At 60.4% G+C, this 20157-nt stretch carries 13 protein-coding genes, 1 tRNA gene and 2 pseudogenes; 1 reads left to right on the plus strand and 15 read right to left on the minus strand.

All coding sequences use genetic code 11. From position 1 onward, the window contains the following. Positions 1 to 4: 4 nt before the first annotated feature. The 12 genes and pseudogenes from EWM63_RS12110 to EWM63_RS12165 form a co-directional block, all read right to left on the minus strand. Positions 5 to 1408, minus strand: a complete 1404-nt coding sequence (locus tag EWM63_RS12110; RefSeq protein WP_130186747.1) for a TIGR03013 family XrtA/PEP-CTERM system glycosyltransferase — start codon at positions 1406 to 1408, stop codon at positions 5 to 7. 68 nt (positions 1409 to 1476) lie between these two features. Next, positions 1477 to 2523: an SDR family oxidoreductase gene (locus EWM63_RS12115; protein WP_130186748.1), complete on the minus strand. Its 1047-nt coding sequence runs from the start codon at positions 2521 to 2523 to the stop codon at positions 1477 to 1479. A gap of 20 nt (positions 2524 to 2543) precedes the next feature. Next, on the minus strand, positions 2544 to 3833 hold the full coding sequence (locus tag EWM63_RS12120) for a nucleotide sugar dehydrogenase (RefSeq protein ID WP_130186749.1): 1290 nt from the start codon (positions 3831 to 3833) through the stop codon (positions 2544 to 2546). Positions 3834 to 4514: 681 nt separating this feature from the next. Further along, positions 4515 to 4796 (minus strand): IS66 family transposase, encoded by a 282-nt coding sequence (locus EWM63_RS12125; protein ID WP_130186750.1) that lies wholly within the window; start codon positions 4794 to 4796, stop codon positions 4515 to 4517. 1457 nt (positions 4797 to 6253) lie between these two features. Next, a complete protein-coding gene (locus tag EWM63_RS12130) occupies positions 6254 to 6544 on the minus strand; it encodes a hypothetical protein (protein ID WP_130186751.1) in 291 nt (96 codons plus the stop codon). 415 nt (positions 6545 to 6959) lie between these two features. Next, positions 6960 to 7132 (minus strand): annotated as a pseudogene (locus EWM63_RS33050) (RHS repeat-associated core domain-containing protein); the annotation flags it as partial. Between the two features lie 125 nt (positions 7133 to 7257). Next, a pseudogene (locus EWM63_RS32370) lies at positions 7258 to 7659 on the minus strand (IS66 family transposase). Positions 7660 to 8091: 432 nt separating this feature from the next. Continuing rightward, positions 8092 to 8358: a hypothetical protein gene (locus EWM63_RS12145; RefSeq protein WP_130186753.1), complete on the minus strand. Its 267-nt coding sequence runs from the start codon at positions 8356 to 8358 to the stop codon at positions 8092 to 8094. 436 nt (positions 8359 to 8794) lie between these two features. Further along, a complete protein-coding gene (locus tag EWM63_RS12150) occupies positions 8795 to 9508 on the minus strand; it encodes a hypothetical protein (protein WP_130186754.1) in 714 nt (237 codons plus the stop codon). Next, on the minus strand, positions 9472 to 10725 hold the full coding sequence (locus EWM63_RS12155; protein ID WP_130186755.1) for a gluzincin family metallopeptidase: 1254 nt from the start codon (positions 10723 to 10725) through the stop codon (positions 9472 to 9474). Before EWM63_RS12155 ends, EWM63_RS12150 begins: the two co-directional genes overlap by 37 nt. A 10-nt stretch (positions 10726 to 10735) precedes the next feature. Then, positions 10736 to 13639 (minus strand): caspase family protein, encoded by a 2904-nt coding sequence (locus EWM63_RS12160; protein ID WP_130186756.1) that lies wholly within the window; start codon positions 13637 to 13639, stop codon positions 10736 to 10738. 480 nt (positions 13640 to 14119) lie between these two features. Then, positions 14120 to 14195: transfer RNA gene (locus EWM63_RS12165), tRNA-Arg, on the minus strand. Between the two features lie 255 nt (positions 14196 to 14450). Here EWM63_RS12165 and EWM63_RS12170 point away from each other — a divergent pair. Continuing rightward, positions 14451 to 15038: a c-type cytochrome gene (locus EWM63_RS12170; RefSeq protein WP_130186757.1), complete on the plus strand. Its 588-nt coding sequence runs from the start codon at positions 14451 to 14453 to the stop codon at positions 15036 to 15038. Between the two features lie 152 nt (positions 15039 to 15190). Here EWM63_RS12170 and EWM63_RS12175 read toward each other — a convergent pair whose 3' ends face one another. The 3 genes from EWM63_RS12175 to EWM63_RS31795 form a co-directional block, all read right to left on the minus strand. Continuing rightward, positions 15191 to 17233, minus strand: a complete 2043-nt coding sequence (locus EWM63_RS12175; RefSeq protein ID WP_130186758.1) for a M13 family metallopeptidase — start codon at positions 17231 to 17233, stop codon at positions 15191 to 15193. Positions 17234 to 17421: 188 nt separating this feature from the next. Then, positions 17422 to 19473, minus strand: a complete 2052-nt coding sequence (locus EWM63_RS12180; protein WP_371861215.1) for a M13 family metallopeptidase — start codon at positions 19471 to 19473, stop codon at positions 17422 to 17424. 127 nt (positions 19474 to 19600) lie between these two features. After that, positions 19601 to 20155, minus strand: coding sequence for a hypothetical protein (locus tag EWM63_RS31795; RefSeq protein ID WP_165390812.1), 555 nt, complete (start codon positions 20153 to 20155; stop codon positions 19601 to 19603). Positions 20156 to 20157 lie beyond the last annotated feature (2 nt).

Here is a 20157-nt window from a genome sequence, read left to right on the forward strand (position 1 = left end):
CCGCTCAGCGGCCTCCCCGGAACATCACGACCTTGAAGGTGTCGATCAGTACCAGCACGTCGAGCAGCAAACTGTTATTTTTCACGTAGTACAAGTCGTATTGCAATTTTTGCACGGCGTCCTCGACCGAGTCGCCATACCCGTAGCGCACCTGTGCCCAGCCGGTAATGCCTGGTTTGATGCTGTGCCGCACGTTGTAGTACGGTACCCGTTCAGTCAATTGTTCGACAAAGTAAGGCCGCTCCGGGCGGGGGCCGACAAAACTCATCTCGCCCTTCAGGACATTCAGGATCTGCGGCAGCTCGTCGATCCGCAATTTGCGGATGATATTGCCCACGCGGGTGATGCGGGGGTCGTTCTTGGCGGCCCATTGCGGCTTGCCGCCCTGTTCGGCATTGGTGAACATGCTGCGGAACTTCATCACGCGAAACACGTGGCCATCCTTGCCGACGCGCTCCTGGGAGTAAAAGATCGGCGCGCGGTCCTCGATATAGATTGCAAGAGCCGTCACCAACATCACCGGCAGCGATACCACCAGCAGCAGCAGGCTGGCGGCAACGTCGAAGCTGCGCTTCATGAACGTGCGTACCCAGCTCTGGTCGAAGCCGCCGCCGAACACCAGCCAGCTCGGCTGCACGGAATCGACGCGGATCTGGAATGTCTCCCGTTCGAAGAACGTGCTTGAATCGGTAACACTGATCCCATACAGCTTGCAATCGAGCAGCTCCTTGATCGGAAACGTGCCGCCACGCCGGTTCTGCACGGAGACGACGATTTCACTGACCCGGTTCTGCTGCGCCAGCTGTACCAGCGATTTGCCGGACTCCAGCGCCAGAACGCGATCGCGCGGCACGGAAATTTCTTCACCGGGCATGGGCACGTAACCTGCGATGTGATACTTGTGATAGCTACCGCTGCGTGTGGCCAGGTCGCCGCATTCCTTGGCCAGATGGCCGCAGCCGACGAAGATGATGCGCGATTCGAGGATCGACAGTTCTGAACTCTTCAGGAACACCATCCTGGCCAGCACGATGCCGGTGCCGGAAATACAGAACACCAGGATCAGGATGCCGCGGCCGAAATACAGGTCGGGCGCCAGATAGAACACCAGCGTGAGGATGCAAAAGCCCATCGCGAACGAAGGCATGAGCTGCAGGAAGAACGGGTTGCGCAAGCCTTCACTGACCTTGACCTGGTACATGCCCAGCGCGCTCATCGAGAACACGATCGCTGCCGCGAACACGCAGGCGGACATGAAGAAATGATCGAGCTTCGGCAAGACGAATTCGTCGCCATCGAAGATCCGCAATCCCGCGCCCGCATAGAAGGAACCGATGAGTATCAGCACCTCGAGGAACAGCAGGCTGAACACTACCTTGGATATGTAGTGGTTGGAAATTCTTAACATTTTTACCCCCCAGGGCGTACACCTAGTTTTATTCCCGCGCCGTCGACTGCGGCTTGTGGAACCACTTTTCAGCTGGCGATCGCCAGGTGTTGCACGTACCAATCCATTGCTTCCCTGAGCCCGGCGGCAATGTCATGCGTCGGAGCATAGCCCAGTGATTCACGCGCCCGGGTAATATCGGCCTGCGAATGGCGCACGTCGCCGGCCCTGTAGTCCTTGTACTGCGGTTGCGCATCGCGCAGGTGCGGGAACCGTTCCTGCAACAGTTCGCGCATCATGTGATACAGCTGGTTAAGGCTCGTGCGCTCATTCAGCGCCACGTTGTAGACGGTGTTTGCCGCGCCCGGCGTGGTCGCCAGTGCAGCCAGCAGGTTGGCCTGCACCACGTTGTCGATGAAGCAGAAATCGCGGCTGGTTTCACCGTCGCCGTTGATGAACACGGGACGATCACCGATCATCGCCGCTACCCACTGGGGTATCACGGCGGCATACGCACCTTGGGGGTCCTGGCGCGGGCCGAAGACGTTGAAGTAGCGCAGCCCGATCGCCTCGATACCGTAGCAACGGGCAAACACGTCGGCATACAGTTCGTTGACGTACTTGGTCACGGCATACGGCGACAGCGGCTTGCCGATCCGGTCTTCGACCTTCGGCAGGCCGGGATGGTCGCCATAAGTAGAGCTGGAGGCGGCGTACACGAATCGTTTCACCTTCGCGTCGCGCGCCGCAACCAGCATGTTGACGAACCCGGTCACGTTCACGTCGTGCGTGCGCTGCGGATTTTCCAGCGACCGGGTAACGGACCCCAGGGCCGCTTCGTGCAGCACGAAGTCGGCGCCCTCGCAGGCGCGGGCACACGTGTCGGTATCGCGAATGTCGCCTTCGATGAAATGAAAGCCAGCCCAGGCATGCGTGCCGACGGCCTCGCGAACGAGGTCGAGGTTGTGCTGGTGGCCCGTGGAGAAATCGTCCAGCCCCGTCACGCGCTGGCCCAGTTTCAGCAGCGCTTCCACGAGATTGGAACCGATGAAGCCGGCGGCACCCGTCACGAGCCAGCGGTATTGCCGGCCGCCCAGGTGTTCCACTACGTCGTCGAACTTACTCACAGCTGGCATGCCTCCGAATGGTCCAGCGCTTACAGGCGCCAGACGGCGTAACCGGCTTCGCGCAGGCCGGACAAGGGGAACTGTGACTTCACGTCGATGAAGCAACCGCCATCGTTCAGTTTCGATGCCAGGTCGGTCAACGACAGCGCCAGCAATTCCTTGTGCGATACCGCGGCTACGACCGCGTCGGCACGGGGCAGCGACTCCCAGCTTTCCAGCTTGATGCCGTACTCATGCATTGCTTCATCAGCTTCGGCTACCGGGTCGTATACGTGCACGTCCAACCCATAGGACTGCAGTTCGGCGACCACGTCGGCGACTTTCGAATTACGCAGGTCGGGGCAGTTTTCCTTGAACGTCAGGCCCAGCACGTTGACCTTGGCGCCCTTCACGTGGCAGCCTGTGGCGATCATTTCCTTGACCGTTTTCTCGGCCACGAATTTGGCCATGCCGTCGTTGATGCGGCGACCAGCCAGGATTACCTGAGGGTGATAGCCGACCATCTCGGCCTTATGGGTCAGATAATAGGGATCGACGCCGATGCAGTGCCCGCCGACCAGGCCAGGGCGGAACGGCAGGAAGTTCCACTTGGTGCCGGCCGCCTGCAGTACTTCGAGCGTGTCGATGCCGATCTTGTCGAAGATGATCGCCAGCTCGTTCATCAGGGCGATGTTCAGGTCGCGCTGGGTGTTTTCGATGACTTTCGCTGCCTCGGCCACCTTCACGCTCGAGGCACGATAGACGCCGGCGGTGATGATCGATTCATACAGTTTCGCAACTGCTTCCAACGTTGGCGCATCGTCGCCGGAAACCACTTTCAGGATGGTGGTCAGCGTGTGCTGCTTGTCGCCCGGGTTGATGCGCTCCGGCGAAAAGCCGATATGGAAATCCTCTTTCCATTTCAGACCGGACTGCTTTTCCAGGATCGGAATACAGATTTCCTCGGTTGCGCCCGGATAAACGGTGGATTCGTAGACAACGATCGCGCCGCGCTTCAGGTGTTTGCCAACGCTGGTGGAAGCGCCGATGAGGGGCCCGAAGTCAGGATTGTGGGCGATGTCGACAGGGGTCGGCACAGCGACAACGATATAGTCGGCTTGCGCCAGTGCTGCCGGATCGGTAGTGACTGACAGGTGACGTGCTGCCTTCAGGTCGTCCGTCGAGACTTCACCCGTGGGGTCGACGAATCGCCTGTAATTCTCGACCTTTGCTTCCGACAGGTCAAAACCGATTGTCGTTCGCTTCTTGCCGAACTCCACCGCCAAGGGCAGACCTACATAGCCCAGCCCCACAACTGCAACGATTTGATCGTTTTCCATATCGGGTTCCGTTCAAGAATTACGATTTGTCTTTATGCCAACTGTATATCAAAATTTTAATTAGTGCAATATTGATAACAAGAATCTTCTGTTGGCAATCGCGTGGACCCAGCGGTTGGCCATCGAAATGCAGCCGTAATTGTCTACCAGAAATTGCAGAAATGATACGACTAAATTTTACACCGGTAACTCGACCATTTCACAGCGCTAACGCAAGATCCTGCTTCATATCAGCACGGAACGTCACAATGCAGTGCCGCAAAGCATAACCTTATTGACAACTAAGAATGTAGGGAAATTGTCGAACTGACAGGAAAACGGTAAAACCGTTGCGCTGACGCATCGCCTCAGCAAAAAACCGGAAAAGACCTTGAAGGTGCGCAGCGTCAGTGCAGGCGGCTAACTGCCCCGCCTGCCACAGATCTCATTCGCTGTAGAGTCCGCAAATGGCAGCAGCCGGTCGATTCTGCTGTTCGGGCAGGTCGGCAGCGCGTCAAGCGTCCCGATCAGCCAGCATGCGGTGTCGAGGCCGTTGAGCTTGCCGGTGGCGAAGAGCGTCTCGCTCGCGGCAGCACGGCGGCCGGCACGTTCAGCTCCGGCAAACAAGCAGTTCTTCTTGCCGACGGCGATTGGACGGATGGCATTCTCAACTGGTTACTGTCGATTAGCAGATGGCCCGGGTCAGCGTAGCGCTGCAGCGCCGGCCAGCGCTTCAGGCATGCTCGATGGCCTTGGCGTGCCGCTACCGGCGACAGCAATGCGCCGCGTGGCCAGCAGCCAGACGTGCAGGTCAGCCAGTGCCGGCACGGCTTTCTGCTGGCGCAGGGCCAGGCGCTGTGCCGGCGCCAGGTGATGTGCCTGCTGCCCGATGGCGTAGAGCTGCGCGATGCGGTGCAAGGCTTGCTCTGCCACCTGACTGCCACTGGCAGTATGCAGGTCGAAAAATTTGGACGGTGCAGACAGATGCGCTGGCGCAACAGTTCAGCCCGAAAGCCGGCGAATCGAAGCTAGAGCCTGTGGGTTGCGGGATGCATCGCTACGGATACTCGCGACGAACTTATGAAGACATACGGAAAACTTCAATAGAAAGTAGGGTTTGGATGGCAGGACGTCTCCGATCCCAACAAGCAAAAACCTGTCGGGATCGGAGACATCTGCGGGTCCGTCATTGCACTATGACGCACGATTTGCACCATTTAGCGTACCGATGCGGATGAGTACTGACCACCAAACCGTTGAATTCGCGGGGTTAGCTCTGCGTATGAACCGGCCAGCCTTCTTCCCCTCTTCAACTGAACTCTCGGCTGCTCTCATCGTTAGCGTGATAGATGCACCCGCATACTATGGTTGACCGCTCTCTTTGACAGGTAACGCTGCGCCATTCATCGCTCCTTTTAAGCAAGCAAGGCACATAACTGTAATACGTTCTAAAACTTTACTAAGCCGTTTCTCACTCTGAACAAGAAAATCTCCATTTACGCAGATTTCGGGCAATTGCTCTATCTCTTCCTGAAGACCATAAAATGGCCATTCCATATCCTCATGACAAAGGAGAAATCCCTCATTTTCATTGAGATATCATGACCGTTTCTAAATTCTTCATGTAAAATCTTTGAGACTTTTTCGCCGGGTTGCCGCCCGTGTTTTTTGCAGATACATATTGCCATCTTTATGGCCTCCTTAAACCAAGTTGAAAGCCTTGTTTCCTAAAGTATTTTCCTTGCGCCTTTGGTTCTTGAGGTACTGCTACCGCCGGCACGGAGAGCATTTCCAACGTGTGTGAGGCAGCTGTTGGTCTCTTCATCATATATGCCACCAGGTTTTTCTTCTACTGAGCGCTGGTACTTTTGCGCTCCCGCCGCTCTCACCCGAATATCCAGCCAAGCAAAAATAGCGCATCGGGATAACCTTATTCGGCAGCCTTGCGGCGCATCTAAAGGGAGCATTATTTGATAACACATTTTTGAAAAGACATATATTGTGCCCTGAAGAAAACATCAAATCACAAACCTGAAATCAGTACCCGTTGTGTGGACTCCATAAACTCTTGGGATGAATATCCAGATTTTTCCAAAGCGCCCATAAAATTTACTCAAATAGACAGCTTTTGGTAATGACTCAGCCATTGCCACAGATGCTGCAAGCATAACGCTTGCAGTCACAATGAACTTTTTGAACTGAACTATTATCCCCTTAAGACGCCAACAAAAAAGAGCTACGGAAAAATACGGGAGGTGTAGCCCTGGACGTCCTAATAGACTCAGGCCTCGCCCAGCGCATCGCTCACATAGGTTAGCCATATGTTCGGTCCCACTGCAGTCGCAGAATCGAAACTGCCATCTTCCGTCTACTCTCGGATCGCCTTGGTTACTTTGATAAGTGGTTCAGCCAAAATCTGTGTATGCATAGCTTGTTTAGCCTCATTTCAATGCTTGATTAACACATGCTCCGCATCGAGGTACCAGAATACCAAGTATTGCGTCAAGCACTTCTTCGCTATCTACTGAATATGTTTGACCAAGCCATTTAGTCTTCTCAAAAGGAAGCTCCGCTTTAAGGGCATAGAGGAAGAACGGCACCACCTCGTCAAATACGAGCTCCACAAGAACGATAGGTTCCATTTCCTTTTGTTCGTCAAAGGCTTTCGCAGCCGTCGGGGTCATTGAGGCGACCCCACGCCAACCATGCAATTCACAACTAATCATGCCCATATTCAGCCCCTAATCTTTATGCCTTTCCTGGCCATATATTTCAATTAACTGCGCGCCCCAGGCGGAATATCTTCGCCTCCCGCGCGCAAGACATTGGCGACGTGATCCACACAGCTATTTGTCCTTTCATCATACCACCCCAGTGGCTGGCCAATTTGGCTCTTTTGATACTTTTGCGCCGCTTCAGCATCGTTAAGAGGAATGGTCACAGTACTTGCTGGACCTCACCTTCCATAATTTTCGACTGCGCTTCATTCACCACCGTAGTTGAACCATTGCCCCTGATAACTTGATGCGTATGCAAATCTCCGCTTGGTCCATTCACGATTACAGTGTAATGGCCAGCCGGCGCATCTGACTTATAGCGGTTAATCGTTGCAGTTCCGCTTTTCGTAAGACCTAACGGATCAACCTATTCCGTTTGATTTTGCGCATAGATATGAACATTGAAACCACCTGCCAGGCCAATTGGATCTTTTAAAATAAATCGACCGCTGTACGGATCGAATGCCGATAACGGTTGTAATGCAGCCCGGTCTCATCATCAAAATACTGCCTCTGAAACCGTATTGGATTGCGCATCCCGGCTCTGGACGCCGATTCGCTGATTGTCTCCCTGCCACAGATCTCGTTCGCTGTAGAGTCCGCAAATGGCAGCAGCGGTCAATTCTGCTGTTCGGGCAGGTCGGCAGTGCGTCAAGCGTCTCGGCCAGCTACCGTGTGGGGTCGAGGCCGTTGAGTTTTGCGGTAGCGAAGAGCGTCTCGCTCGCGGCAGCACGGCGGCCGGCACGTTCAGATCCGGTAAACAACCAGTTCTTCTTGCCGACGGCGATTGGACGGATGGCATTCTCAACTGGTTACTGTCGATTAACAGATGGCCCGGGTCAGCGTAGCGCTGCAGCGCCGGCCAGCGCTTCAGGCATGCTCGATGGCCTTGGCGTGCCGCTACCGGCGACAGCGATGCGCCGCGTGGCCAGCAGCCAGACGTGCAGGTCAGCCAGTGCCGGCACGGCTTTCTGCTGGCGCAGGGCCAGGCGCTGTGCCGGCGCCAGGTGATGTGCCTGCTGCCCGATGGCGTAGAGCTGCGCGATGCGGTGCAAGGCTTGCTCTGCCACCTGACTGCCCTGGCAGCATGCAGGTCGAAAAATTGCATTGGACGGTGCAGACAGATGCGCTGGCGCAACAGTTCAGCCCGAAAGCGGGCGAATCGAAGGTAGAGCCTGTGGGTTGCGGGATGCGTCGCTACGGATACTCGCAACGAACTTATGAAGACATACGGAAAACTTCAATAGAAAGTAGGGTTTGCATGACAGGACGTCTCCGATCCCGACAAGCAAAAACCTGTCGGGATCGGAGACATCTGCGGGTCCGTCATTGCACTATGACGCACGACTTGCACTATTTAGCGTACCGATGCGGATGAGTACTGACCACCAAACCGTTGAATTCGCGGGGTAAGCTCTGTCGTATGAACCGGCCAGCGGTTCTACCCCTTCAACTGAACTCTCGGCTGCTCTCATCGTTAGCGTGACACATGGACCCGCATGCTATGGTTGTCCGCTTTCTTTGACAGGTAACGCTGCACCATTCATCGCCTCTTTCAGGCACCCAAGGCAAAGTATTGTTATTCGATCTAAAACGTCATTAAGCCGATCCTCACTCTGGACAATAAAATCGCCATTTATGCAGACTTCCGGCAGTTGCTCTATTTCTTCCTGTAGCCCATAAAATGGCCACTCGAGATCCTCAATGACAAAGGAAAATTCACGTATCCTTGTTGATACATCGTGACCATCTTTTATTTCGTTATCCAAATTTTTCGAGATCTTTCCGCACGGCTGGCGCCCGTGTTTCTCACAAAAACAAATTGTCATCGCTTTCCAATCAGCTCGATAGGGTTACAGGCACTTTTCGACCGCGGCGTTTGCACTTGCGATACTTCCAGCGTTGCAGGTCCCGGTGTGATGACCTTTGCCTGTCACTCGTCACCGTGAGGCACGGACACAACGGCGTCGTCGGGGTAGACGTACCAGCTGTCTATTTTTTGCTTTCGTCCAGGAACCGCTCTCACGTTCTCAGCGCGGTCACCGAAATACTAGCGTCCAATTACGCACCGGTGAAGTCACAGGCGCGTATCAGCGATTTTTTTGCGCGCTGTGCCGATTGCCGACATGCGAAATTTGTACACTTGTAGCTCGTCCAACAAGCGAGCACTGCATGGGCCACCGCAGCTCCGCAAGGGCGCTCCCCTCAAGTGTGAGGGCGGGCAGGGGTATCCAGCAGGTCGAAGAATTCCCCCTTCAGGTGGTATTCCCCGTCCTCCACCGTCCAGTAGCGACGGCCTTGGCTGGACGCAAGGAAGTGCTGGCGTCTTTCCACCCTGCCGATGCCCAGCGCCGATTTCGAGATCACGTAGCGGAATGCGCCGTCCGGCCCCAGGATCACGGTACAGCCACCCAGCACTTCGAATACGGGGCTGCCGTCGGCCGGCAAGACCCGGCAGCGCTGCACCACCTCGGCCACCAGGTCGAACACGATCTGGCTGTCCGGACCGACGCGGCGCGCGGTGCGGATCGACATCACACGCGGCGCCCCGATACCACCGGGCGCGAAGCCGGGCGTTCCCGGCGCGACCAGGCCGAACTCCTCGGCCAGCGCCGGCTGCGTCACGTAGCCGCCAAGCACGGTGGCCTGGCGCAGCAATTCCTCGCTGCCCGCCGGACAGCCGGGGTCGCCCTCGAAGCGCAGATCGCGGAAGCTCAGCTTTTCCAGCGGCGGGTGTTTCAGCCGCGGCGTGTTCCACAACAGCGCCGGTTCGGACAGGTTGTACACGCCGCGCGGCAGGATGCGGCGCCGCGAGAAGGCGTCTATCAGCGCGTCGCGGTAGCTCCAGCGATCGTCCCGCACCAGGTCGTGGTCGGCGGTGATCAGGGCGCGCAGGAATTCCCCGAAGCGGATGTCCACGGGGGGCAGTAGTCGATCGCGCGGATGATCAAGCCCTGGAACTGGCTGGCCAGGGCACTGATCTTGTCGGCCAGCAGGTCGACCAGGTCGGCCGGCAGTTCGCCGGGAGGCAGCATGCCGCTACCGCCGGTCGCCAGGCGCAGGTAGCGCGCGGTCTTGCGCCGGTAGACGATCAGGAAGGCGTCGAACACGGCCGCCACCAGCACTGATCCGAGCGTGTGCGGATCAAGGCTCTCGTCGTACTGGCGCGGCGAGGTCTCGTCGATGGCCTCGCGCAGCGCGCCGTTGAAGCCGCTGGCATAGCCGGCCTGGCGCGCCAGCTCGACCAGCTGCCTGGCCTGTTCCGGCAAGCCGCGCGACTTGCGCACCGCCGCGTGCACCAGCTCGCGGTAGCCGAGGCGCTGGAAGATCGCGATCAGGTCGGCGATCGCCTCGTGGAAGGCGGCCACGTCCGGGTTGCTGGGAATGCTGAAACTGCTGCGCAGTCCGTCCAGGACCGCATGGGTCAGCTCGTGCGTGATGATGTCGTGCGACAGGCAGGTGAAGATGTATTCGCCGGGAAGGACCCGGATCGCTCCCTTCAGGTCGGGCGCCTGTTCGTAGCCGAAGCACAGCACACCCTGCTCCTTGTCGTAATGCGCGTTCACGCCGCGGAAGGCATGCGGCCGCAGCCACAGCCGCCCCGCGTCTTCCGTGCGCGCGAAACCCCAGGTGATGTCGCGCCCCAGGGCGACACGGAAGGCGGCGTAGACATTGCAGCAGACCGCATACACCATTTGCTGGTGAAAGCGCACGTCGGACGGCGCTGGATCATACCCCTTGCCGAGCAGCGGATATGGGTCGTCGAGGTTAGCGCGCACGTAGTCCTGGCCGGTGTCGGCGTCATGGTGGTCAACCAGGAACAAGCGGCCCGAGGGACCGGGTTCCAGCTTTTCATAGGGCACGTTGACGGCCGCCACCGCGCCTTCGAGCCCGGAGGCGCTGGGATCGGAGGTAAAGATGCGCAGCGGCCGGTACAAAGGTGATTCGCGCCCGGTGGGGGGCGTGCGCGCGACCGTGCGGGTAACGCCAGGGTCGATCTCGTGGCGCCATTCCGGCCCACCGGCCGGCGCCGGACATGCCGGCGCCGGCGCCGAGGATGCTTCCTCGTCGCGGGATTGGGCCACGGCGGCCACCGGGGCCGCCGTGGACACGCCATGTACGTTGTCGTCGGACATGGCGCCGCCCTCAATGCGCCGGCGTCAGCAGCTCGCGCACCCGTGCCAGCAGGGCCGCCAGCTCCATTTCATGGGCAGAAGGGCCCCCCATGGCATGACCCGCCGAGCGGCCGCGGCCGGGCGCGTGCGGCTGCAGCAAGCCCAGGCCCTGACCAGCCTCGCTGCTGTACAGCTTCGCGTGCTGGCGCGGCGCGTGACCGAAGTTCTGGGTGACGCGCTCGGCGAACTCGGCGTTCGACAGGCCGGCCACATCCTGCGCTAGCACTTGCATGGCGCAGCGCGTGAAATCGCCATGGTCGCCGCTTTCTAGCGCCACTTCGCTGGAAAGACAGGCCGAGAACACGACCTCGCGCATCATGTCGAGACCACCGCCCGCCGCCGCACGGTGGCCGCGCTCCTGGCGCTTGGCCCGGTACAGCTCGCGCAACTGGCGGGTGGCGGGGACGAAACGCGCGCGTTTGCCGGGCTCGGGCTGGGCCTGACGACCACCGACGCCGAAGCGGGTGATGGTGCCCGAATGGCAGCAGTCGAAGAAACAGGTGAGGTTCACGCCGTCCGGCAGGCGCGCGAAGACGGCGCGCATGTCGTCGTCGACCAGCAGCTCGCCCGAGGCGAAGTCATAGGGACACAAGGCTTCGTCCTGGCCCGGTGTATCGCCGCCCTGCTCGTCGCCGTCCAGGTCTGGTACCTGGGTGCCGTGGCCCGCATACTGGAACACGATCACGTCGCCCCGACGGCTGTCCTCGACCAGCTGGGTCAGGTGCTGCAGGATCGCGGCGCGGGTGGCGCGCTGGTCGAGCAGCATGCGCGGCGGCGCGAAGCCGAGCCGCACCAGAATGTCCGACCACGCGCGCGCATCGTTGACGCAGGCGTTCAGAGGCGCGGTCGGATAGGTGTCGATGCCGACGCAGAGTGCGTTGCGGCGACCGCCGTTGGCCTGCCCGTTGGTGCCCGCATGAGCAGGCGCATGCCAGCCCTGGTACGAGGATACGGGCGCGGCCGCCACGTGGACGGGCTGCTGCAGCTGCGATTGCGCCTCTGCCTGTTCGCCGCCCCAGTAGTCGAAGGATGGCTGCCAGAGATCGGCGCCGCGGGTGCCGGCCGGCAGCTCGACGATGCGGTCGGCGTCGGACTTGTCCAGCACGCGCCGCACGATGCTGCCCATGGTGGCCGGATCGTCGTCGAAGCCGCCGTGGGTGCGCGAGCGGCTGGCACTGCGGCCGCGGTCGAGGCGATTGTCGGACCAGACGACGTCGGCGCGCGCCTTGCCGGTACCGAGGATGAACAGCTTCTTCAACTCCTGGTCGGTGCGCACGCACTGCTCCAGGCCCAGGATGGGTGTGTCCTGGTCCGGCTCCAGCCCTTTGTGGATCAGGTAGAGGAGCGACTTGCGGTACACCTTGCCGCAGTCGTCGTCCTTCTCGAAGCTGTCCGCCATCGTGTACATCGTGAGCTGGCCGATACGCTTGTCCTCGACCACGGGCCTGAGCTTCTGGTGGAACAAGTCGACCCGGGAGGCCGGCGCCAGCAGGTGCAGACTGTGGAATTTCGGCACGCCGCGCTCCAGCGCGCAAGGAATGAAATAGGCATGGAAGATCGCGCCGGCGCTGTGGCCGGCGGCATGGACTTCGATGTCCTCATGGTTCTTGCAGAAGGCGGCCAGGCGCTCGGCCACGTAGAAGGCACCCCCTGGTGTCGCGCCTGCCGCGGTCGGCGAAGAGGCCTGCTGGGCACTCCATTTCATGCCGTTCCAGATCTGCACGCCGCCCGCGCGGTGGGCGAAGGCTTCGATCAACGGATCGCTCACATGGTCGGAGAACACGTTGCGCGCGGCGGGAGCGCGGCCCTGCTTCCAGCGCTCCAGCATCTGGCCCAGCACTTCGCCCAGGCCGGTTTCCCAGATGAAGTGGATCGGATAGATGCCGTTGCTCTTCCACCAGCCGATGCGCTCGCGCGCCGCGGCCAGCGCGCTCGTTTCGCTGGTCAAGCCGCCATGGGCGTAGAACATCAGCTTCAGCCGGCGCCCTTCGGCCGCTGCGGCCGTCAACGCGGCAGGCAAATAGGTCTCGAAGATGGCGTCGACGTCGGCCTGGGTCGTGGTCCAATCGCCATTCGAGGAAAACAGCCCCATGCGCAGGTTGACGATGTGCGGCTTCATCTCCTGCAAGTCGGCGGCGTCGAAGCGGATGCCGCGCTCACCCTCGCCACCACGCCCGGCGCCGGATTCGTATTGCTCCTCGTGACGGGCGCAAGGCTCGGCATCGGCCGGCTCGATCGCGCGCCCGGTATCGCGCTGCAAGTCCTCGATCGCCTCGCGCACCACCTGCGCCGAAGCGAGCTGCTCGGGCGAGAACGGTCCTTCGGACGGCGGCACGGCGCGCGTGCTGCTGAACAACTGGAGGTGCAGTTCGCCGACGTCGTGCAGCAGGCGATGGTAGTCGATGCTGGTTCCCGGGCAGCTCTTGGTCGACATCATGTTATGGAACTGCAGGCTGCCCGGCGGCAGCCCGAAGAGGTGCTGGACGCGGGCGATTACCTCGAGCACGGTGTCACGCTGCGGTCCATCGAAAGGATCCTTGCCTTCGTCGAAGTTGCCGATGATCTCGAACATGAAGGGGCCGGCCTGGGCATTGCCGTTGTGGCCGGCCGCGCTGGCCGGCGGGCGGTTCCAGTCGCGCCCCAGCCAGATCGTGCCATCCGGCGCGATCGAGATGTGCTGGGCGATATCGGACCAGCCATTCGTCTGGGTATGGAAGCGCCACATGGCCACGATGGTGTCGTGCTTCCTGTAGGCGGCGCGGTCCGGCTTCCAGGTATGGTGCATATGCACCGCGTTGATCTTGCGTTTGAACGGGAATTTCGACAACAGTTCGGCGAATTGCTCTTTCGTGATTTGCTTGAAAGGCGCAGGCATGGCATCCCCCCCTATAACAAGTGTTTTAGGCTCATCTTGATAATTATCAAGAATTTAAGTCTAGGCCTTTCGGTGTGGCTTGCAAGGTGTGGAACGGAAAAGCAACAGGATCTTTTTTTTGGACGTTGCTGCTTTCTTCCAGTAGAGAAAAGTCTTCTGGGCAAAACCTGATAACTGCGCAGTTTTTTTCAGTACGTTGAGTCTTCTTATGTTTTCTTGACGAAACGTTTTTACAACGTTTTTGACGCCATACTCCTGTACCTGACGCGTGCCAGCGCGGTCGGAAGGATGGACAGCGTGTAGCAACTTCACCGGGAAATGCAAAAAAAATCAGCGACGCATAGTCGTGCCTCGACAACAGTCGAACTCAACAATGGAAAAAATAGGGAGGAATTACAGCAGAGAGGTTACAAGAGGGTTACACGAACAGGAAAACACGCTGATCGAATACCGAAAACCCTCGTAACTCATTGAATTAATTGGTGCGGCTGGCTGGGATCGAACCAGCGACCCTTGGCTTCGGAGGCCAATACTCTATCCACTGAGCTACAGCCGCACGGAGAACCGAAGGATACCGGCTTTCCTGCCGCGCGTCTATCCGAAAACACAAGTATTTTGCTTGCCGGGATGATGGCGCCGGCAGCCGGGCAAGCAACGCGGCGCCGTTTCCCGCACGGCCGAGTTGTTTCCCGCGCCATAATTTTGGGACTATAATCAGCCGGTTTCTCGGCGAGAAGTCTGCCCTACCCAAGTACCCCGATGTTTACAACATTCACGCGCTGGTCGACCAGCCACTTGTACTAAGGAAATCATGAGCGACGCACACCACGAGCACCAATCCGTCATCCGGACTCCCAAGCAACTCGCAGCAGCAGTCATCGCATTCTTTCTCGTCACCATCCTGGGCATCATCCTGCTGGTGCAATTCGTCACCCAGCAAAAACTGACCGGCGCCGGTTCCGACGCCATGTCGCCGGAAGCCGTTGCCGCGCGCCTGAAACCCGTTGCCGACGAAGGCTTCACGTTCAAGGACGCGAACGCGCCCAAGGTGCTGCAGACCGCCGAAGCGGTGTACACCTCCACCTGCCAGGCCTGCCACGGCGCGGGCATTGCGGGCGCACCCAAGACGGGCGACAGTGGCCAATGGGCCGCCCGGCTCGCCCAGGGATACGACACCGTCGTCAAGCACGCGGTCGAAGGCTTGCGCGCCATGCCGGCCAAGGGCGGCAACCCGGAGCTGGACGACGTGGAGGTTGCCCGTGCCGTCGTCTACATGGCAAACCAGTCGGGTGCCAAGTTCAAGGAACCGGAAGTGCCTGCCCCTGCCGCCGCCCCGGCCGCGGCTCCCGCAGCCGGCGCACCAGCCGCTGCCGAAGCCGCGCAGCCGCCGAAAGGCTGACAACATCGGCCAAGCCTGCCGAACCTGCAAAAACCGCCCGCGAGGCGGTTTTTTGTTGCCTGTACAGCGGCGAACGTAGCGGAAAATACGGCGGAAAACGCAGCCCAAAAAAAGCCGCCTCGCGGGCGGCTTTTTCCTGGTTCACGTCACGCTTACCAGATGATCACGCGCTCCTTCGGCGCCAGGAACATCTTGTCGCCGGACTTGACCTTGAAGGCTTCGTAGAAGCCGGGCTGGTTGCGCATCGTGCCGTTGGCACGGAACTGGCCAGGGGCGTGCGGGTCGGTCTTGATCTGCACGATCTGCGCCGGTTCACGCATCTTCATCCGCCATACCTGCGCCCAGCCCATGTAGAAGCGCTGGTCGCCCGTCAGGCCATCGATCACCGGCGCCTTCTTGCCCTTCAGCGACAGCTTGTAGGCCTTGTACGCCACGGCCAGGCCGGAGTTGTCGCCGATATTCTCGCCCAGCGTCAGCTCGCCGTTCACCTGGTAGCCGGGCAGCGGGCTGTAGGCACCGTACTGCGCCACCAGCTGGCTCGTCTTGGCCTTGAAGTTCTTGTGGTCGGCCGGGCTCCACCAGTCGCGCAGGTTACCGTCGCCATCGTACTGGGCGCCCTGGTCGTCGAAGCCGTGGCTGATCTCATGGCCGATCACGCCGCCGATCGCGCCATAGTTCACCGCGTCATCGGCCTTCGGATCGAAGAACGGCGGTTGCAGGATCGAGGCCGGGAACACGATCTCGTTCATTTCCGGGTTGTAGTAGGCGTTCACCGTCTGCGGCGTCATCAGCCACTCGTCGCGGTCGATCGGCTTGCCCAGCTTGTTCAACTCCTTGTTGTAGTTGAACTCGTTCGCACGCTGCACATTGCCCAGCAGGTCGTCACGCTTGACGGTCAGCGCCGAGTAATCGCGCCACTTGTTCGGGTAGCCGATCTTGGTCGTGAACTTGGCCAGTTTCGTTTGCGCTTCCTTCTTCGTGGCCGGCGTCATCCAGTCCAGCGTGTTGATGCTTTGTTTGAACGCCGTCAGCAGGTTTTTCACCAGCACTTCCATGCGTGCCTTGTACTCGGCCGGGAAATGCTGCTGCACGTACACCTTGCCGATCGCCTCGCCCAGCGCCGCTTCCGTGGAGCTGACGGCGCGTTTCCAGCGCGGCCGGTTCTCGGTGGCGCCGGACAGCGTGGTGCCGTAGAACGCAAAGTTCTCGTCGACGAATGCCTTCGACAGGTACGGCGCCGCATCGTGGATCAGCTGCCACTGCGCATACGCCTTCAGCGTTGCCAGCGGCGTGTCGGCCAGCACCTTGTCCAGCGCCTGGAAATAGGTCGGCTGGCTGACGATCACGTAAGTCGCCTTACCCTGCACGCCGGTGGCGGCCAGGTAGGCATTCCAGTCGAAGCCCGGCATCAGCTCGCCCACCTTGGCGGTGTCGTACTTGTTGTACGCCTTGACCGGGTCGCGCAGTTCGACCTTGCTCCACTGGATCTTGGCGATGTCGGTCTCGAACGCCACGATGGCCTTGGCATTGACGGCGGCATTGGCATCGCCGGCCAGCGTCAGCATCTTCGCCACGTGGAGCTCATACTTGGCCAGCGCTTCGGCCAGCTTCGCGTCATCCTTTTTCAGGTAGTAATCGCGGTCGGGCAAGCCCAGGCCATCCTGGAAGAAATCGACCACGTACTTCGTGGAATCCTTGTTGTCCTGGTGGATGGTGAGGTTGAACGGCGCCGTCACGCCATGGCGGTTGAATTCGGCGAACAGTTGCGGCAGCGCTTTCTTGTCGCCGATGGCGGCGATCTTCGCCAGGTTGTCCTTGATCGGCGCAACGCCCAATTGCTCGACGCGCGCTTCATCCATGAAGCTGGCGTAGAAATCGCCGATGCGCTGCTGGTCCGCATCCTTCGCGCTGGCGGCCGCGTCCTCGATGATCTTGCGCAGCTGCGGCTGGGTATCCTCGTGCAGCTTGTGGAAGGCACCCCAGCTCGATTTGTCGGCCGGGATCTCGGTGGTGGCCAGCCATTTGCCATTGGTATGAACGAAGAAATCGTCCTGGGCGCGCACGGATGGGTCGATATATTCGATCGCGATGCCCGATGCCGCCTTGCCGGCGGGGGCCTTGTCGGCCGCGTTTGCGAAGCCGCACACGCCGGCCAGCAGGCCGAGCGTCAATGCACTTAACAGGTGTCGTTTCAAGGTATTTCCCTCTTGTGTAGGACTATGGGTTTACCGGTCGGTTACCGGTCAATCGACAATACCATACCGGCCTGCCATGATGACGAAAAGGCCACGGGCTGTAGCCTTTTTGCCAGCGCAGGTCCGGCCTCCCGACCGGAAGTTCGTCAGCAGATGCGCATTACCAAATGCTCATTACCGGATGCGCATTACCAGATAATCACGCGCTCTTCCGGCTTCAGGTACAGCTTGTCGCCTTCCTTCACGCCGAAGGCTTCATAGAAGCCGGGCTGGTTGACCACGGTGCCGTTGGCGCGGAACCGCCCCGGCGAGTGCGGGTCGGTCTTCACCTGCACGATCTGCTGCGCCTCGCGCATCTTCGCGCGCCATACCTGGCCAAAGCCCATGTAGAAGCGCTGCTCGCCCGTCAGCTTGTCGATCACCGGCGCCGGCTGGCCGTTCAGCGACAGTTTGTAAGCCTTGTACGCAATCGCCAGGCCCGAGTTGTCGGCGATGTTCTCGCCCAGCGTGAGCTTGCCGTTCACGTTGTAGCCGGGCAGCGGGCTGTAGCCGTCGTACTGCGCCACCAGACGGTCGGCCTTGGCCTTGAAGTTGGCGCGGTCCGCATCGGTCCACCAGTTGCGCAGGTTGCCGTCGCCGTCGGACTGGCTGCCCGAATCGTCGAAGCCGTGGCTGATCTCGTGGCCGATCACGGCACCGATCGCGCCATAGTTCACCGCATCGTCCGCCTTCGCATCGAAGAACGGCGGTTGCAGGATCGCGGCCGGGAACACGATCTCGTTGGTGGTCGAGCGGTAGTAGGCGTTCACCGTTTGCGGGGTCATGCCCCATTCGGTGCGGTCGATCGGCTGGCCCAGCTTGGCGATGTTGCGGTCATACTCGAATTCGGCGGCGCGGCGCAGGTTGCCCGCCAGGTCACCCTTCACCGTTTTGAATGCCGAATAATCGCGCCACTTGTCCGGGTAGCCGATCTTCGGCGTGAACTTGGCCAGCTTGGCCTGCGCTTCCTTCTTCGTCGCGGGGCTCATCCAGTCCAGCGTGTCGATGCTCTGCCGGTAGGCCACCAGCAGGTTGTCCACGAGCTTTTCCATCTTGTCCTTGCGCTCCGGCGGGAAGTGCTGGGCAACGTACAGCTTGCCCAGTCCCTCGCCGATCGCGCCTTCCACGACACCCACGCCACGCTTCCAGCGCGGTGGCTGCTCCGTCACGCCCGTCAGCACGGTGCCGTAGAACGCGAAGTGCGCATCGGCGAACGGCTTCGACAGGTAGGGCGATGCATCGCGCAGCAACTGCCACGTGAAATACGCCTTCCACGTGGCCAGGTCGGTGTCGTTCAGCGTCTTCGCGAAGCCCTGCAGGTAAGAGGGCTGCATCACGATGACATAATCGGGAGAATGCGCCGTCTTTCCGGCAATCCCCGCCGCGGCCAGCGTGCCCTGCCAGTCATAGCCCGGCGCCAGCGCCGCCAGTTGATCGATCGCCACCTTGTTGTAGCGCTTCACGGGATCGCGGTTTTCCACCTTGGTCCACTGCGCCTGCGCCAGCGCGGTTTCCAGCGCCACGATGTTCCTTGCCTGTACCGCGGCATCCTTCGCGCCGGCCAGCGTGAGCACTTTCGCGATGTGCAGCTCGTATTTCGCCAGCGCGTCGGCCAGCTTCGCGTCATCCTTCTTCAGGTAATAGTCGCGGTCCGGCAAGCCCAGGCCGCTCTGGGCCACGTAGGCGGCATAGCGCGACGATTCGCGCGCATCCTGCGACACGCGCACCGCATACGGCGTGACCACACCCAGGCGGTTCAGGTGCGCCACCAGCGCGGGGATTTGCGCCTTGTCCTTGATGGCGGCAATGCGCGCCAGCTCTGCCTTCACCGGTTTGATGCCCAGCGCATCGAGCTTCTTTTCATCCATGTAGCTGGCATACAGGTCGGCGATCTTCCGTTCATCGCCCTGCAGCCGCTTCTGCTGCGCCAGGCCCTCGATGATGGCGCGCAGCTGCGGCAGCGTATCGTCGCGCAATTTCATGAACGAGCCCCAGCTGGCCTTGTCGGCCGGGATCTCGGCCGTCTTCAGCCAGCCGCCATTCAAGTGTTCGAAGAAGTCGTCCTGCGGGCGCACGCCGTGGTCGATGTATTGCGTCTCGATGCCCGATGATGGCGCGGCCGTGTCGGCAGCGATGGCGCCAGCGGTGTACATGGAGGAGCACAGGGAGAAAATCAGGGTGGAGAGGAGATGTCGTTTCACGTGACCGCTTTCAGAAAAGGGAGCGGTCCTTCGTGGGGGCCGTCCCGGGATTGACGCTTGGTTGACGGGCGCGCTGGGCGCCCGTCCATTAGCGTACACGAGGATGCGGCCACCCTTCAACCACTGATCAGCGGCCGATGCTGATGCCGCCGCCCATGTTGCCCATGCCGCCCCCGGGGCCGCCGCCCGGGCCGCCCCGATGCCCGCCGCCACCTTCGCCGCGCGGTGCGCCGCCACCACTGCTTGGCCCTTCCGGCTTGCGCTGCAGCTGTTCGACGAGGAACACGGCCACCGCACGGCGCTGTGGTTCATCAAGCGCATCGTTTACCGTCAGCCACCATTCGCGCAGCTGTCTTTCCTCGGCCAGCGCCGTGGCGCTTTCCGCATCGAGCGCCCCCACCAGGTCGCGCAGTTCGATCTCCCGGGCCTGCAAGGCCTCAAGCGACACAGCCTGCATCCGTTCTGCGCGCGACTGGCGCTCGCGCAGCAGCGTGCGCGTCCTGCTTTCGGTCTGCTGCCACAAGGTCTGTTGATTGGCGTTCAGTTTCAGGGAATCCTTCAATGCCGGTGCCATCATCAGCAAGTCCTGCGCCCGCACCTCCATCAACGGTAGTGCGCTTGCCGGGCCGGCCAGCAGCAACGCGGCGGCCAATGCAGCCGCGCCCCTCTTCAATGTGTCCATGA

This window comes from Pseudoduganella lutea (assembly GCF_004209755.1).
GTDB classification, from domain to species: domain Bacteria; phylum Pseudomonadota; class Gammaproteobacteria; order Burkholderiales; family Burkholderiaceae_D; genus Rugamonas; species Rugamonas lutea.

What these genes read in the sequence shown, in the direction of transcription:
- EWM63_RS12110 (WP_130186747.1), bottom strand. Translation starts at nt 1,408, where the DNA reads ATGTTAAGAATTTCCAACCACTACATATCCAAGGTAGTGTTCAGCCTG.
- EWM63_RS12115 (WP_130186748.1), bottom strand. Translation starts at nt 2,523, where the DNA reads ATGCCAGCTGTGAGTAAGTTCGACGACGTAGTGGAACACCTGGGCGGC.
- EWM63_RS12120 (WP_130186749.1), bottom strand. Translation starts at nt 3,833, where the DNA reads ATGGAAAACGATCAAATCGTTGCAGTTGTGGGGCTGGGCTATGTAGGT.
- EWM63_RS12130 (WP_130186751.1), bottom strand. Translation starts at nt 6,544, where the DNA reads ATGGGCATGATTAGTTGTGAATTGCATGGTTGGCGTGGGGTCGCCTCA.
- EWM63_RS12155 (WP_130186755.1), bottom strand. Translation starts at nt 10,725, where the DNA reads ATGTCCGACGACAACGTACATGGCGTGTCCACGGCGGCCCCGGTGGCC.
- EWM63_RS12160 (WP_130186756.1), bottom strand. Translation starts at nt 13,639, where the DNA reads ATGCCTGCGCCTTTCAAGCAAATCACGAAAGAGCAATTCGCCGAACTG.
- EWM63_RS12170 (WP_130186757.1), top strand. Translation starts at nt 14,451, where the DNA reads ATGAGCGACGCACACCACGAGCACCAATCCGTCATCCGGACTCCCAAG.
- EWM63_RS31795 (WP_165390812.1), bottom strand. Translation starts at nt 20,155, where the DNA reads ATGGACACATTGAAGAGGGGCGCGGCTGCATTGGCCGCCGCGTTGCTG.